Below are 15919 nucleotides of genomic sequence, written 5' to 3'. Positions count from 1 at the left end.
TCAGGCCCTCGCCCGCCGTTCCACGCGCGGATAGACGACGGCCAGCGTCACGGCCCGAACAACGAAGAACACGACCAGCGCCCCCCAGAGCCCCTGCGTCCCCCACTGCTCGCCAAAAACATGCATCGCCGCCATATAGGCAATGAAGGAAATGATCATGCCATTGCGCATCTCCTTCGACTGCACCGCGCCGATGAAAATACCGTCGATCTGATAGGACCAGATAGCAACCAGCGGCATGAAAATGAGCCAAGGAAGAAACTCATTCGCGCGCGCGCGCACATCATCAATGCCAGTAAGTAAATCGATAATCGCGGAACCAAACACCAGATAAACCAGCGCATAAAGGCAGGCAACGATCAGCGCCCAAAATCCGGTGACATAGACAATCTCCCGCAGCTTGTCAGGCCGCTTCGCCCCGATGGCCGTACCGATCATCCCCTCCGCCGCGAAAGCGAAGCCGTCCAGACCGAAGGCCATGAAATGGATGAAATTCATCAGCACCGCGACGGCCGCCAGCGTGACATCCCCCTCTTTCGCGGCTTGGGCGGTGAAATAGGCGAAGGCGAAGATCAACAGAATGGTGCGGATGAAAATATCAAGATTGACAGCCAGAAGCCGTCCCATCTTGGCAAGGGACAGGATCGCTGAGCGTTTCCATACACCACCAATCTGCGCAAGTTCCCGCCGGACGATATAGAGCCCCAGCAGAAGCGCCAGGGATTCTGAAATCGCCGTCGCCGCCGCGACACCGATGACATTCCAGCCAAAACCGATAACAAAGATCAAGTCGAGAATGATATTCAGGCCGTTCATGAATATCTGAACGGTGAGCGCCGCTTTCGTATTGCGGATGCCGATAAAGAACCCCATCAACGCATAATTGGCAAGAACCGCCGGCGCACCCCAGATTCGGACATAGAAATAATCCGCCGCCCCGCCCTCAACGAGGGGCGAACCTTCGATCATCAAAAGCGACAGCCACAGGACCAATCCCTGTATAAGCAGGACAACGACGGCGATGATCGTAGAAAGGATGATCGCCCGCGCGAGGACCGAGCGGATTTCCGTCGCATCCCCCTCACCGGAGGCCTGGGCAACAAATCCCGTCGTCCCCATACGGAGAAACCCGAACCCCCAATAGAGGAAGCTGAAAATAAGCGCGCCTATGGCGACCGAGCCAATATAATGGGCCTCGGGCAGATGGCCGACAACGGCGGTATCCACGGCCCCCAGCAGCGGAACGGAGGAATTGGACAGGATAATCGGCCAAACCAGACGCCATGTCTCGCGGTGGCTCGGCAGGGAGAAAAAAGCGGATACTGTCATCAGAAACCAAAATAATCGCGGACGCGGTAGCCCATCATGGCGACAGGCAGGAACCAGGGCCTGCCGTTATAATAGAAACGATCCTCCAGCGGCAAGCCGTCAAAGGCTGTCTCCCCGTCCGGATCACCGAGAATTTTAAGCGCAGCCTTATGTCCGAAATAACCCGACATCGCCACGCCCGAGCCGCAATAACCCATGGCGTAGAAAATACCTTCATGCTCCCCGATCGTCGGCATGGCGGCAAAGTCATAGGCGACATTACCGGACCAGACATGGCTGACCGCCGTCGACCGGAGCGCCGGAAATATCTGATCCAGCGCCTTTTTGAGGGAGCGGGCCTGCACCTCCGGAGTGGCGGGAAAGATGGTCGGACGCGCACCAAGCAGCACCCTGCGTCCATCTGGTGAGGGACGGTAGTAGCTCAGCATCTTGCGCGTATCCGTAATCATCCGTTTTGTCGGAAACAGGCTAGCGACCAGATTCTCGGAAAGTTCCTCGGTCGCGATCATGGTGCTCCCGACCGGGAAAACACGTTTCTGTATATAGGGAAGGAGCCCGCCGCCATAGCCATTGGTAGCGATCAGCAACGCCCGCGCCGCCAGTTCACCTCGCGCGGTGCGGACCGCAAAGCCTGTTGGTTTTTTTGTAACTTCTTCCGCCCGGAGCGGCGCAATGATCTGCGCCCCGGCCCGCATTGCGGCATTCGTCAGGCCCGTCACATATTTCGCCGGATGTAACCCGCCCGTATGATGCTGCCTAAGCCCGCCCTTATATCCGGCACTATCGACATCCTCTCCATAATCATTCGCCCCGACCATCTCTTCGGGAATATCGAGATATTTTTGCCGAACCTCAAAATCGTGGCTCATGCGGCGATAATGTTTCTCAAGCACGGCGGGGTAAAAGCGGCCGGTCAGTGCTAGATCGCAGTCGATCCCCTCCTCATTAATCCGCTCTGCAATAAAATCAACGGAAGCCAACGCTTCCTTATAAATGGCACAGCCTTTTTCCGCGCCATAGCTGTTGATCAGGCCGGAAAGCCCAGGTTTGAGTAAATTGCCGATCATGCCGCCATTGCGTCCGCTGGCACCATATCCCGGCATTTCCGCATCAAGAACCGTGACCTTCTGTCCCTTTTTGGCAAGAGTGAGCGCCGCCGACAGCCCCGTATAGCCGCCGCCGATGATCAGCACATCACTGACGCCGTCCGGCAACACTGTGCCGGTGGGTTCCGGCCTTGCGGCATCCCACCAGAAAGGGTCGGTTTTCATTGGCTGTCTCCGTATCAACTCACTTTTTTAATCATTCTTGTCCCGCGGTCCGCCGAAGAGCAAGCCTAATTGCCTTTGAATTGAATTTTTCTTCAAAAACACCTATCTAAGGGGTAAGGATCGGCAAATGGGGAAAGCTCGGCTTGGCCAAAAATATAGAGAAATCTGATAAAAAGTCCGGCAAGGATGACGTCACCGAGTTTTTGAAGAAAGTCGCGGCCGCCCCGGTGCGGGCACCGACAGGCAAGAACGGACGGCTGATATTCTCGATCGACGCCACGGCAAGCCGCCAACCAACCTGGGACAGAGCATCGCATCTACAACATGAAATGTTCGAAGAGGCCGGCTCAATCGGCGGGCTGGAACTTCAGATCGCCTTTTTTCGGGGCTTTGGCGAATTCAAGGCAACCAAATGGACGACCGACAGTCAGGCCCTAATCCGTCCGATGTCTCGCGTGTTCTGCCTTGGCGGCCATACACAGATCGAGAAAGTGCTGAAACATACCCTCCGCCAGACGAAAAAGGACCGCGTCAATGCCCTTGTCTATATAGGTGACTGCATGGAGGAAGATGCGGACCAGCTCTGCCATCTCGCCGGGCAGCTCGGGATGTTGAAGGTTCCGATATTCCTGTTTCAGGAAGGACATGACACGATCGCGGAAAATTGCTTCCGCCAGATGGCACGGCTTTCGGGCGGGGCCTATTGTCGTTTTGACAGTGCCAGCGCAGCTACACTCCGCAACTTGCTTCGGGCTGTTGCTGCCTATGCCGCCGGAGGGCGCAAGGCCCTCAGCGATTTCAGCAAGAAATCTGGCGGCGAGGCAAAGCTCCTCCTACAGCAGATAAAGTAACCCATGCTGGCCTATTTCATCATTGGTGTTTCGCTACTTCTGGCTGTGATGATCGGCAGCCAGGCTATTGCAACTGCCGATCCTAAAAAGCTTGTCAAGGCACTCAGAATTTCCGCTGTCATCATCTGCTCCGTTCTTGCCGGATTTTTTGTCCTGACGGGTCGCTTTGCCTATGCCCCACCGCTGGTCTTTGCCGCGTTGTTTTTCCTCAGAAGTAAACCCCTGTTTAGCTCCCGCCGTCCCTCTACCGGGCAACAATCAGATGTGGAGACAGATTGGCTGCAGGCCTCCCTTAACCACGACACCGGCGAGATGGATGCCATGATCTTGCGCGGACAATTCGAAGGGCGGCAACTCTCCTCCCTTAGCCGTGCGGAGCTTGGTGAGTTTCATCACGAATGCGCCGATGACGAGCAAACCATAGCGATTCTGGAAAGTTTCATCGCCCGTAATTTTGATGAAGATTTCGAGGCAGAAGGCGGTGAAAGCCAGTCAAAGGAAGAACGCACCCGGGCGACAAGTAGCGACGGACCAATGACCCGGCGGGAGGCATTTGAAATTCTTGAACTTGGCAGTGACGCCTCAATTTCGGACATCAAGGCAGCCCACCGCAGGTTGATGAAGAAATTTCACCCTGATCATAATGGATCCGATTACATGGCCGCTAAACTCAATGAAGCAAAGGAAGTTCTGCTCAAAACCTGAAAATCAGGGGTTGCCTTAGCGGCAGGCGAAATGCCATAAATTTTATAGTACAATCATCGGGTCAGATCAGCATGCCAAAAAAAGTTCGCAAAGCCGTGTTCCCTGTCGGGGGACTTGGAACAAGATTTCTTCCAGCAACGAAGGCCATGCCGAAGGAAATGCTCCCTGTCGTCGATAAGCCGCTTATCCAATATGCCGTTGAAGAAGCGCGGGATGCAGGCATCGAGGAGTTCATTTTTGTCACTGGACGCGGCAAGACCATCATCGAGGACCATTTCGACCGGTCCTATGAATTGGAAAGCGTCCTGAACGAGCGGCATAAACATGATGTTCTCCGGGAAATACAGGAAGGCGTGCCGAAAGCGGGCTCCATCGCCTATATCCGCCAGCAGGAACCGCTTGGTCTCGGCCATGCGGTCTGGTGCGCGAAACGCCTGGTGGGGGATGAACCGTTCGCCGTTATTCTCGCCGACGACCTGATATTGGCTGACACCCCCTGCCTTGCCCAGATGACTGAGGCGCGCGAAAAGATTGGCGGCGGCAATATGCTGGCGGTAATGGAAGTCCCTGAAGAACATACCTCCCGCTACGGTATTTTGGGTCCGGGCGCGGAAAATGGAAACCTGATCGAGATTAAGAGCCTCGTGGAAAAACCCGCCCCGGCGGACGCTCCTTCCAATCTTGCGGTCATTGGGCGCTATATTCTGGAGCCAAATATATTTGACCTCCTTGAAAACCAGGCCCGCGGTGCCGGCAATGAAATCCAACTCACTGATGCGCTCTCCACCATGCTCGGCGGCGATCCGTTCTTCGGCATGAAATTTGACGGCACCCGATATGACTGCGGCGATAAAATTGGATTTTTAGAGGCAAATATCGCCTTCGCGCTCCATCGCGAAGACATGAAGGTCGATTTAATGAACATTGTCAAAAAAATCGCCAATAAACTGTAGTATATCATCTCACGACTAATAGTACGGAGATTTTGCGATGCATATCGCTGTGATTGGGACAGGCTATGTCGGGCTGGTCTCTGGTACCTGCTTTTCGGAATTCGGGCATGATGTGATCTGTATCGATACGGATGCAGGGAAAATTGACAGCCTTAATGCTGGTGAGGTGCCAATATTCGAGCCCGGCCTGCAGGCGATGATCGAGAAGAACACCCGCTCGGGCTATCTCAAATTCGGGACGGACCTGAAAAGCGCTGTGGCCGGCGCGGATGCCGTCTTTATTGCCGTCGGCACGCCAAGCCGCCGCGGCGACGGGCAGGCTGATCTCACCTATGTCTATGCTGCGGCGAAAGAAATTGCCGCCGCCCTCTCCGGCTACACGGTGGTTGTTACCAAGTCCACGGTTCCCGTCGGGACCGGCAGGGAGGTAGAACGCATTCTGCATGAGACCAATCCGGACGCGGACTTTGATGTAGTTTCCAATCCCGAATTCTTGCGTGAAGGCGCCGCGATCGAGGATTTCATGAGACCCGACCGCGTGATCGTCGGCACGACGGAGCCCCGTGCGCAGGAGGTGATGTCGGCGATTTACCGACCGCTTTCTCTATTCCAGACACCTCTTGTCTTTACCAGTCTAGAAAGCTCCGAGCTTACGAAATATGCGGGTAATGCCTTCCTTGCGACCAAAATCACTTTCATCAATGAAATTGCGGACCTTTGCGAGAAAGTTGGCGCGAATGTCCATGATGTCGCGCGCGGCATTGGACTGGACGGGCGAATTGGCGCGAAATTCCTCCACCCCGGCCCCGGTTTTGGCGGCTCCTGCTTTCCCAAAGATACCCGCGCGCTTTACCAGACCTCGGTCGAGGCAGAGGCCCCAATGCGCATTGTCGATACCGTCATCGATATCAATGAAAAACGCAAAATGGACATGGCCGCACGAATAGTCGACGCCTGCGGAGGATCCGTATCAAGCAGAAAAATTGCCGTCCTCGGCCTCACTTTCAAGCCCAACACCGACGATATGCGCGAGAGCCCGAGCCTTGATATCATTCCGGCATTGGTCAAGGCCGGAGCCGTCGTCCGAGCCTATGATCCCGAGGGCATGGAAGAAGCGCGCAAGCTCCTCGACGACGTGGAATTCTGCGACAGCTCTTACGCCACAATTGAGGGGGCGGATGCCCTTGTCATCATCACCGAATGGAATGAATTTCGGGCATTGGACCTCAAGCGGGTCAAATCCATGATGAAGACGCCTGTCATGGTAGATTTACGGAATATTTATGATCCTCATGATATGGCTATCAAAGGGTTTACCTATCGCAGCATTGGGCGCCCGACGTAAGTTCAGGAAATCCGGGAAGTAACATTAAATGACCAAGCATGAGTTCAACCCAACCATTTTGCGCGAATATGATATCCGGGGGATCATCGATGAAACCCTATTTGATGAGGACGCCGAAGCCATCGGCCGCAGCTTTGGAACCCTTCTCAACCAAGGGGGATATGAGAATGTCGCCATTGGCTATGACGGGCGCAAAACATCCCCGAAGCTGAAGACAGCCCTGATCAAGGGTTTGACCTCAACAGGAATTGATGTTTTCGATATCGGTATGGGTCCGACCCCGATGCTCTATTACGCCACTTATGCCCTGAAATCTGGCGGCGGGATCATGATCACCGGCTCCCACAACCCACCAAGCCATAACGGCTTCAAGATGATGCTGGGCGGCAAATCTTTCTATGGCGAACAGATACAGGAACTTGGAAAATTAAGCGTCTCTGGCCCATTTGAAGAAGGTTCGGGACGCGTTATTGACCACCCCATTATGGAAGAGTATCTCGCCCGACTGTTGCAGGATTTCGTCGGCGGTCGCGACCTGAATGTCGTCTGGGATTGCGGCAATGGTGTCACCGGCGAGGGATTACGCAAGCTGGTCGCCAAGCTTCCCGGTAGCCATATGCTGCTTTTTGATGAAATCGACGGCAGCTTCCCAAATCATCACCCCGACCCAACGGTCGCTGAAAACCTCGAAGACCTGATCAACACTGTAAAGGGTGTGAACGCCGATCTCGGTATCGCCTTTGACGGCGACGGTGACCGCATCGGTGTTGTCGATGGACAGGGACGTATTCTCTGGGGCGATCAGTTGCTCGCCGTCCTTTCAAAGGAAATTCTCGCCAACAGCCCTGGCGCTCCGATTATTGCCGATGTGAAGGCGAGCCAGATCCTATTTGATACCATACGCGATCTCGGCGGAGAGCCGATCATGTGGCGGACCGGCCATTCACTGATCAAATCCAAAATGCAGGAAGTGAACGCCCCTCTCGCCGGGGAGATGAGCGGTCATATCTTTTACAATGACCGCTACTATGGCTATGACGATGCGCTCTATGTCGCGCTCCGTCTGCTCAATATTGTTGGAGCGAGCGCTCAGTCCCTGGATGAGATGCGTGATGAGCTCCCGGAAATGATCAATACGCCGGAACTGCGCTTTGCCTGTCCGGATGAAGAAAAATTCGGCGCCGTCACCCGCATTCAGGATGCCCTTGCGGCGGCTGGTGCCAATTATTCCGATATTGATGGCGTTCGGGTTAGTACGGAGGATGGCTGGTGGTTGCTGCGTGCGTCAAATACGCAGGCCGTTCTGGTCGCGCGCTGTGAAGCCAAGAATGATGAAGGGTTGTCCCGCCTCAAATCCCAGCTTCAACAAGCACTATTAAACGCGGAGGTGGATGCGCCCACTTTCTAGGCGTCAATCCTTCGCTTTATTTGGTGCGTAAAAGGCAAGCTTGTGCCCTTCCTGATCGCGGAAGTACCCGAAGAATAGTTGACCAGCGCCGCGCGGTCCCGGCGCACCTTCGTCCGTCGCACCAAGCTCAAGCGCTTTGGCGTGCATCTTTGACACCGTTTCAGGGCTATCCAGCAACAGCGCCGACATTGTCCCATTGCCAAATGTTGCTGGCTTCCCGTCATGCGGCTTGATAACGCCAAGCATGGGCTGGCCTCGCGCCACACTCCACATTTTCAGGTGATCTTCATTGACGACGCGCTTCGCCCCGATTTCACCGAGCAGTGCCTCATAAAACTCCGCGGCTTTATCAATGTCATTCGTTCCCAGGGTTATGTAACCGATCATCTATTTTTCCTTTTTATCTGATGTCCCGAAAATTACAGATGCAAGCTACGCGGATTTTGAAAATCTGTATAGCCCCCTATTATTGAACGAAAAAGGGCCGGATCAAACGATCCAGCCCTTTCCCATCCATATACATCACAAAGCCATACATGACGCTACGCGCTTTTAAATACGCATGTATATGCGACTAGCTAACCTTGCCCTTCTTGGGCTTTTTCATGCCTACCCAAGATTCACCCGACGCCATCACACAGGTTGCGCCATTCGGTTGCGTCAAAACAATTGTCCAGGTAACACCATCGGGGCTCGAAAACAGTTCAAGCACGCTTCCATTCGCAGCAAGGCCCGCCGCAACCGGTGCTTCTTCAAATTTGCCGCCCAAATGCTTCATTAGTGCGGTTCGCTCAAAGCACACATTCTGGGCTGTTGCGTCTGTCACTTGGAATGAAACCAACGTGGCTGCGATAAAGAGCACTGCAAGTCCAAAAGAAATGACAGAGCGCATGCCGACATTACGAATGAGAAAATGTCTGGTATGGTTAATAAAGCTTAACATACGCTCCTCCTTTTCCGCGAATTTGTCTCGTCATTAACCCCACGGAAAACAAGGAGACCTATCGCTATGGTGAAAAGCGTATAGATTAAAGGTTAATAATAAATTAGCCGGCCCCATTAAAAGGGCCGGCTATCATATTGTTGAGGTTCTCTGACGGATACGAGGTAGGGCCTTTGCCTTTCAGCACGCTATCTCCGGAGCATTGAATACCCCTTTTAGAGGGCTTTACTCAACAACTGCCAAGCGATACCGGTCACGACCGACCCTGAAATACCGAGGAAGAGATACAGACCGAACACAGGCTTCTTAACCAGGCCGAAAACCGCGATTGCCGCCGGAATAGAAGAAACTGCTCCAGCCGTCATAAAGGCCATCGCCGCACCCTGAGACATACCCAGATCGAGAAGACCACTGACCAGCGGAATGGCGGCGTATCCGTTCAGATAGCTTGGGATACCTACCAAAACAGCCAGAGGAATGGCGAAGAGATTATCCTGCCCGACAAACGCCTCGATAAAGCTGGTGGGGATATAGGTCACCATCAGACTCTCGATGAGGAAGGCAAGGATCAACCAGCGACCGATCAGCCAACCGTTGGACGCTGCCGCACTGGCGAACTGCCGCGTACGATCTGAATTTTGCCAGAACTTCCACTCAACCTCGACCGGACCGGTGAGCGATATTTTCTTGCGGCAGCCAGAAAGTTCCCCCTTCAACGGATCAAGTGCCCATCCCTTTCGTTGCAGGAGATATACAGAAGCCCCGGCAAACAGGCCGAGTAAAATGGCAATTACAGCTTTACCAACCGCGAACTCGAAGCCGATTCCGACGGAGGTCAGCACAAAAATTTCCGGGTCCATGATTGGTGACGCGATCCAGAAAGCCATCACCGGCGCGAGCGGAACTCCGGCGGTCAAAAGAGACGCGACAAGCGGGATAACCCCGCAGGAGCAAAAGGGAGAAAGCGCCCCAACCACCGACGCGGCGGCGATCGCCGTCATGGGTGATCCGGAGAAAGCCCGCGCGATCAGATTATCGGCTCCGGTTGCCGAAAAGTAGGCCGCAAGGCCGATGGCAAGGGCAAAGAAAGGCGCCATACCAACAACTGCGTCCCATAAAAATAGCAGACTGACGGGGAGATTGGCAGGATCGAAAACCGCCACCAGAAGGACTATAAAAAGTGCCGTAAGAATAACCCGGTCACTTAGCAGAGCCCATAAACGGGACTTACCGTGAGATAGATTTTGTAAAGCTTCATTAAGAGACATATTCATATTTCCAGATTAGTCGAATTAATAAACAGGTAACACCGACTCTGAAACTTTGCAAGAAGTTATTTCGATAATTGTCGAAATATAGGAATTTTGGCTTGATTAGCCTTCTTCGGCCAAAATCTCGGCCTTAGGGAGGTCAACGCCCATGCAGCATTTATCGGTTAGAAGCTCAACCAGCCCTTCCACCTTTTTATAATTGACGAAACAGCGCAAGGTGCGACTTTCTCGCTCCTGCCGGATCAGTCCGCCGCTGACAAGATGGGAAATATGATGGGACAAGGTTGATGCGGGAATATCCAGAAGTGCCTGTATCTCACCCACGGCCAATCCGGCCTCCCCTGCCTGCACCAGATACTGCATAATCCTCAACCGGACAGGATGACCAAGCTTCGCAAGCGCGACTGCGGCTTCTTCAGTCTCCATCATTTTGGATCTCTTTCACGCTCGACCGTGGCTATAGTTTTTCGACTTTGTCTTCAACGCCCGGCAAATTCAGCGACTTGATTAAATGGCGCAATTCATGGCGCGCCGCCACATGGCTCATGGACATCTTAACGCCAACGCCCTTCTTGTTCAAATCGAGCATTGTCAGGCCCTTGAGAAAAAGCTCGCGAAATACCACTCGTTCACCGAAACCGGGGGCCGCGCGAAAGGAAATGCGCGCCGCCAGTTTTTTCAGGATTTTCTCGATATGGCGCTTATTATGGGCATCCGTATGAGAAAGCCGGTTGCGCATCACCACCCAGTCAATCTTGTGATTATCGATCAATGCCCGACGTTTACGCTGTTCCCAGACCATTTCGCTATACCAGCTTGGTTTTTCAACCTCGAGGCTGGACCCATTAACCGTCGCTAGCAAATCAAGGTCGATAAAGCTGTCGTTCATCGGTGTCAGCAGGGTATCTGCAAAGGAATGGCCCAGTTTGGAAATGAAGCTGTCAGCACCCGGGCAATCGACGACAACGAAGTTATTTTCATAGACGAGTTCCTGTAGAGCCCCAACAAATCTTGCGCGCTCATCCGATTGTGCCTCGTCCATATTCTTCTTCGGGCTCGGCTCGATCACCTTAAGCGACGGCATCGGCAGTTGAAGATTTTTCTTCGTTATGAAGCTTTGCCGGTTCTCGATATATCGCCCAAGGGTTTTCTGCTTACCGTCAAGATCAATGGCCCCGACCTTGAAGCCCATCGTCAGCAAGGAAATGATGATATGCATGGCGGTTGTGGATTTCCCGGATCCGCCTTTTGCATTTCCCACCACAATTATATGCGCACGAGTGGGCTGCTGATCTTTTTCAGAATTTGAGTCGTCCAAAGTCACCGTCACGTTTGACACGTTTTATTCGCCCCCAGCAATTCTCACCGCCGCCAACTAGCTTCCAACATCTGATATGATGCGGTAATTTAGTAAACCAGCCACCGGTACAAGACAAGCATCATATCCAGATCGGATTTACAAAAAGTTGACGGAAGATGGAAATCTCGCTCATTCATGAACGATCGGCTGATCGGGGTGGAAGGCGTGATGAGCAAAGGCGAAATCGACGGTATAGACAATATCAATGTAACCCGTCTCCGTCTGACGACGAACCGTTACATTACCGATATCAACCCCCTCCCCGATAACTCCCGCATCAAGCGCAGAATTCTGCCCTTTCTCCCATTTTAGAAGGAGGCCGTTGGAAGTTTCAATCTGCTTTTCCTGCCGCAGGAAATCGAGCGCCCAGGCGCGCCCTTCGGCAACAACGACCCGCGAAAGCGCCGCAACATTTTCCGGCAAGTCCCCATTATACATGAAAGGTTGCCAGGCGCTGTCATATTGCTGATACGGATTTAGTCCGTAACGACGAAAATTTTCATCATTCGGAACAAGAATTTGACCATTTGGCATTCTTTCCCTGAACTTGGCGAAAGATTCGATTCTCACCGGCAGCATATCCAGCTCCATCCCGGTGAGTTCCCCGATAATCGCCTGGCCTACGAACTGCTGCCACCAACTTTCCGTCTGCCGATCGTACATGACTAGATCAGAATGGCGGAGTTTCCCGGTTGTCCCGAAATCGAGGATCATATCTCCCCTCGAAGGATGGGTTATGCGACGGTCAAAGACAAGTGACGCATTACAAAGCGGGCAAAAGGTCACTGCAATTGGAACACCGCCAATTTCATCATTCACAATTTCATGCCAGATAAGGACCTGAAGCGGATAGGCCTTTGCCTCCCCATTCACTACGACACCAATCACCGGTTCGGTCGATTTAAGATGGTCGGCCTCGGCAACCGGAATGAACGCCGGGTTATCGATTGCCGGAATGCCGTCCTTCGGGACACCGCCATTTCGAATTTCATCAAATGGCACGTCGCTTTTAGAAAAATCTGTGTCTGGCCAGAACTTCGCCCATAGCTCTGGATTTGCGGACGCGTCTACGGCGCCAAGGAGTGGTGCAAAAAAGCTTAGAAGAAGGAGAGCATAAATTCGTTGCATGCCTTATTCTAGGAATATTGACACAGATTTAAAAATCAACCCTTTGTGATTGAAGGGAAAACTGTTAGGGACGGCTATGTCTTTGGATGTTGAAAATATCGTAATTGGCGCCGGCGTTATCGGCCTCGCCATCGCCCGGACCCTTGCGGTAGCGGGCCGTGACGTGCTTGTTTTGGAAAGATCAGCGCATTTCGGGGAGGAAACGTCGTCGCGTAACAGCGAGGTTATCCACGCGGGTATCTACTATCCTAAAGACAGCCTGAAGGCGCGCTTTTGTGTCGAAGGGAAGAAGCGGCTTTATGACTATTGCGTAGCCCGCCATATCCCACATCAGCGATGCGGCAAGCTGATAGTCGCCACGTCGGAGGCGGAGCTGGAAACCCTCGATTCTCTGGCGGCGAAGGCGGCCGCCAATGACGTTGATGACATAGAATATCTTTCGCAGGATGCGGCCATAAAGATGGAACCTACGCTCAACTGCGCAGCCGCCCTTCTCTCCCCGTCCACCGGGATTATCGACAGTCACCAGCTCATGCTCGCCTATGTGGGGGAGATAGAGGATAACGGCAGCGCCATTGCCTATAACACGCCGTTCGAGACGGCCGAAAGAACGAAGGAAGGGTTCGCAGTCACTGCAGATGGGACAACTGTTCAATGCCGTAACCTGATTAATTCGGCGGGGCTCTCTGCGCAAGAGATCGCCGCGAGTATTTCAGGCCTTGCGCCGGCACATATTCCCACGCGCTATCTGACCAAGGGCAGCTATTTCACCATGACAGCGCGCGCGCCCTTCTCGCATCTCATATATCCGGTGCCAAATACGGCGAGCCTCGGTATTCATGTGACTCTTGATCTTGCAGGGCAAATCCGGTTTGGACCCGATCAGGAATGGATCGACCAAATCGACTATGAAGTTGATCCTGCCCGCTGCACAGATTTTTATGAAGCGATCCGCCGATATTTCCCGGCGCTGCCCGATGACAGCTTGATCCCAGCCTATTCCGGCATTCGCCCGAAAGTTCAGACCCCGGACGGCGCCGCCGCCGATTTTGTCTTATCTGGCGAGCAGAATCACAATATTCCGGGGCTGGTTAATCTCTTTGGAATGGAAAGTCCCGGACTAACCGCCAGCTTGCGAATTGGAGAGGCTGTAATGGAAATGCTCGATCAAACTGAGCGATTGTGAAGCGCCTGAATAGGCGATTTTGCGCCAAATCAGCGTTATCAGGGCAGATTATTTATTTCTTTTCCATGCTTCAGGTGGAAATTTTGCAAATCCTTTCCCGAATTTGGCGCAAGGATGCTGCGAACTTTCAATATGGGCAAAATTTGAATTGATTTCGTGCAAATTTAAGAAAATATCAAGCTTAGAACGCTATATTAGCTAAATATTTTTTGGGGCTTGTAATGACAGTATTTTCTGCGAAAGAGTTCGACAATCACGAAGATGTTCTGTTTTTCCATGATCAGAAGTCGGGGCTAAAGGCAATTATCGCCGTTCATGACACCACCCTCGGCCCAGCACTTGGCGGAACGCGCATGTGGGATTACAAAAGCGAGGAAGAGGCCATCGCCGATGTCCTCCGCCTCTCCCGCGGAATGACATATAAATCCTCCCTCGCCGGGGTTAATCTTGGCGGCGGCAAGTCGGTCATCATAGGCAACGCCCACACAGATAAGACACCAGAACTGTTTGAAGCCTTCGGTCGTGCCGTCGGTCAACTGGGCGGCACCTATATCGCGGCGGAAGATGTCGGCACCACCGTGCCAGATCTTGAAATCGCCCGCCGATCCACCCGACATATTGCTGGAATTACTGAAGGAAATAGTGGCGACCCCTCTCCCGCGACAGCTTGGGGTGTTTTCCATGGCCTGCGTGCAGCGGTTAAACTCGAACTGAACAAGAGTGACCTTTCCGGCGTTAAAGTCGCAGTGCAGGGTCTTGGCAATGTCGGATATGGGCTGTGCGAGCTGTTAAAGGAGGCCGACGCTGAACTGATTGTCACCGATCTTAATAAAGCCGCTGTCGAAAAAGCCGTGCAAAATCTCGGTGCGACCGCCGTCCCCCTCGATGCGATCTATGATCAGGAAGTTGATGTCTTCGCCCCATGCGCGCTTGGCGCCATTCTCAATGACGACACGATCCGCAGGTTGAAGGCCCGTGTTATTGCCGGGTCCGCCAATAATCAACTGGCAGAAGATCGTCACGCGAAAATGCTTATGGAAAACGGCATCCTCTATGCACCGGATTACGCAATCAACGCGGGCGGCATCATCATCATCAGCCATGAAGGACCGCAGTTTGACCGCGAGAAAGCAATGCAGCAGGTCGCAGGCATATATGACACATGCCTCAGTATTTTCGAGAGGGCAAAGCGTGAAAAGGTAACAACCGCCGAGATCGCCGATAAAATTGCATTAGAGCGGTTAGAACGTGTTCGCAATGAAAAGGCTGAGCTCGCTCTCGCAAGTTAAGAAGCAGTTCAGGACCAGCGGTTATGGACCCAGAACCAGTGGTCCGGCCGCTCGGTTATCCATTGCTCATACGTCTCATTGATCGCCTTCAAAAGCGCAAAGACATCCGCTTTCCGGTCGCCCATGCGCGATGTTTCAAGCGCGGGATAGATGGTCAGGCGGCGGCGCCCGCCCTCCAACCGTTCGGCACGCATTGGATAAACGGGCACATCCATCTTGCAGGCAATCTCAGCCACCGCTGGAGCGGTCATGGCTTCGTGCCCGAAGAAAGGCACCGCAACGCCGGTATTCAGCTTCTGATCATTGAGAAGGACAATCGCCCCGCCGTTCCGCGCCGCTTTTAAAATGGTGCGCGCGCCTTCATTCCCTTTCGGCACAAAACGATAACTTGGATCGGCGCGCATTTCCTGAAAATATTTTTCAACAAGCGGATTGTTAGCTGCGCGATAAATACCAGTCGCGCGCTTTCCGAACCGCCGCCCCACCAATGCAACAAGTTCCCAGGGGCCATAGTGGGCCGTCACAAAAAAGGCCGCCTTGCCATTTTCGACATGAGCGGTCAAATATTCCTCCCCGACAATCTCAACAGCTTCCGTATCATCAAGAATTTCCCGGTTAAACGGAATCTCCCCGACATTTCGGCCAAGATTGTCCCACATACTGAAAAGATTTTTCTCAACATCACGGTCTGTCATGCCAGGAAGAGCCATTTTCATATTCTCCCGTGCAAGACGGTGAACGTGCATGCGCGGACCTACTTTACGGGCCAGCCAGCCGCCAAAACGAGCGGCCCGATCCCGGCCCAGCAGTCGAAAAATAGCCATCATGATTCTAACGGCTATCCATTCCAGGCGATATTTGGTGGAAATTTTCTCCAAGT

General features: G+C 53.2%; 16 protein-coding genes. 7 read left to right on the top strand and 9 right to left on the bottom strand.

What is annotated here, in order from left to right:
* Entirely contained in the window at nucleotides 1–1329 is a 1329-nt protein-coding gene (locus LKE13_RS07680) for an MATE family efflux transporter (protein ID WP_227949868.1), read from the bottom strand.
* Nucleotides 1329–2600 (bottom strand): NAD(P)/FAD-dependent oxidoreductase, encoded by a 1272-nt coding sequence (locus LKE13_RS07675; protein WP_227949866.1) that lies wholly within the window; start codon nucleotides 2598–2600, stop codon nucleotides 1329–1331. The genes LKE13_RS07680 and LKE13_RS07675 overlap by 1 nt, the downstream gene beginning before the upstream one ends.
* Nucleotides 2601–2743: 143 nt before the next feature.
* On the opposite strand from LKE13_RS07675, the gene LKE13_RS07670 reads away from it, so the two are divergent.
* The 5 genes from LKE13_RS07670 to pgmG all read left to right on the top strand — a co-directional run bounded on the left by LKE13_RS07670 (nucleotide 2744) and on the right by pgmG (nucleotide 7862).
* Nucleotides 2744–3451 carry a hypothetical protein gene (locus tag LKE13_RS07670; protein WP_227949864.1) on the top strand — a complete coding sequence of 236 codons (708 nt, stop codon included), beginning with the start codon at nucleotides 2744–2746 and terminating at the stop codon, nucleotides 3449–3451.
* A 3-nt stretch (nucleotides 3452–3454) separates the two neighbouring features.
* Complete coding sequence (locus tag LKE13_RS07665) at nucleotides 3455–4156, top strand: DnaJ domain-containing protein (RefSeq protein WP_227949862.1); 702 nt, start codon at nucleotides 3455–3457, stop codon at nucleotides 4154–4156.
* Between the two features lie 71 nt (nucleotides 4157–4227).
* On the top strand, nucleotides 4228–5109 hold the full coding sequence (galU, locus tag LKE13_RS07660) for a UTP--glucose-1-phosphate uridylyltransferase GalU (RefSeq protein ID WP_227949860.1): 882 nt from the start codon (nucleotides 4228–4230) through the stop codon (nucleotides 5107–5109).
* Between the two features lie 37 nt (nucleotides 5110–5146).
* Nucleotides 5147–6454 carry a UDP-glucose dehydrogenase family protein gene (locus LKE13_RS07655; protein WP_227949858.1) on the top strand — a complete coding sequence of 436 codons (1308 nt, stop codon included), beginning with the start codon at nucleotides 5147–5149 and terminating at the stop codon, nucleotides 6452–6454.
* Between the two features lie 28 nt (nucleotides 6455–6482).
* Entirely contained in the window at nucleotides 6483–7862 is a 1380-nt protein-coding gene (gene pgmG, locus LKE13_RS07650) for a phosphoglucomutase/phosphomannomutase PgmG (RefSeq protein ID WP_227949856.1), read from the top strand.
* A gap of 3 nt (nucleotides 7863–7865) precedes the next feature.
* Here pgmG and LKE13_RS07645 read toward each other — a convergent pair whose 3' ends face one another.
* The 6 genes from LKE13_RS07645 to LKE13_RS07620 form a co-directional block, all read right to left on the bottom strand.
* On the bottom strand, nucleotides 7866–8249 hold the full coding sequence (locus tag LKE13_RS07645) for a VOC family protein (RefSeq protein ID WP_227949854.1): 384 nt from the start codon (nucleotides 8247–8249) through the stop codon (nucleotides 7866–7868).
* A gap of 187 nt (nucleotides 8250–8436) precedes the next feature.
* Nucleotides 8437–8805, bottom strand: coding sequence for a hypothetical protein (locus LKE13_RS07640; RefSeq protein WP_227949851.1), 369 nt, complete (start codon nucleotides 8803–8805; stop codon nucleotides 8437–8439).
* 215 nt (nucleotides 8806–9020) lie between these two features.
* A complete protein-coding gene (locus LKE13_RS07635; RefSeq protein ID WP_227949849.1) occupies nucleotides 9021–10073 on the bottom strand; it encodes a permease in 1053 nt (350 codons plus the stop codon).
* A gap of 105 nt (nucleotides 10074–10178) precedes the next feature.
* Nucleotides 10179–10502 carry an ArsR/SmtB family transcription factor gene (locus LKE13_RS07630; protein WP_415776516.1) on the bottom strand — a complete coding sequence of 108 codons (324 nt, stop codon included), beginning with the start codon at nucleotides 10500–10502 and terminating at the stop codon, nucleotides 10179–10181.
* A gap of 31 nt (nucleotides 10503–10533) precedes the next feature.
* On the bottom strand, nucleotides 10534–11415 hold the full coding sequence (locus LKE13_RS07625; RefSeq protein ID WP_227949845.1) for a division plane positioning ATPase MipZ: 882 nt from the start codon (nucleotides 11413–11415) through the stop codon (nucleotides 10534–10536).
* Nucleotides 11416–11565: 150 nt separating this feature from the next.
* Complete coding sequence (locus tag LKE13_RS07620; protein WP_227949843.1) at nucleotides 11566–12564, bottom strand: DUF3179 domain-containing protein; 999 nt, start codon at nucleotides 12562–12564, stop codon at nucleotides 11566–11568.
* A 76-nt stretch (nucleotides 12565–12640) separates the two neighbouring features.
* Between LKE13_RS07620 and LKE13_RS07615 the strand changes: the two genes are divergently transcribed.
* Both LKE13_RS07615 and LKE13_RS07610 read left to right on the top strand, forming a co-directional pair.
* A complete protein-coding gene (locus tag LKE13_RS07615; protein WP_227949841.1) occupies nucleotides 12641–13750 on the top strand; it encodes an NAD(P)/FAD-dependent oxidoreductase in 1110 nt (369 codons plus the stop codon).
* Between the two features lie 221 nt (nucleotides 13751–13971).
* Nucleotides 13972–15039, top strand: coding sequence for a Leu/Phe/Val dehydrogenase (locus LKE13_RS07610; protein WP_227949839.1), 1068 nt, complete (start codon nucleotides 13972–13974; stop codon nucleotides 15037–15039).
* 8 nt (nucleotides 15040–15047) lie between these two features.
* On the opposite strand, the gene LKE13_RS07605 is transcribed toward LKE13_RS07610, so the two are convergent.
* Nucleotides 15048–15917: a lysophospholipid acyltransferase family protein gene (locus LKE13_RS07605; protein ID WP_227949837.1), complete on the bottom strand. Its 870-nt coding sequence runs from the start codon at nucleotides 15915–15917 to the stop codon at nucleotides 15048–15050.
* Nucleotides 15918–15919 lie beyond the last annotated feature (2 nt).

Source organism: Sneathiella sp. HT1-7 (assembly GCF_020731145.1).
Taxonomy (GTDB): domain Bacteria; phylum Pseudomonadota; class Alphaproteobacteria; order Sneathiellales; family Sneathiellaceae; genus Sneathiella.
This window is presented reverse-complemented; position numbering and strand designations above follow the sequence as displayed.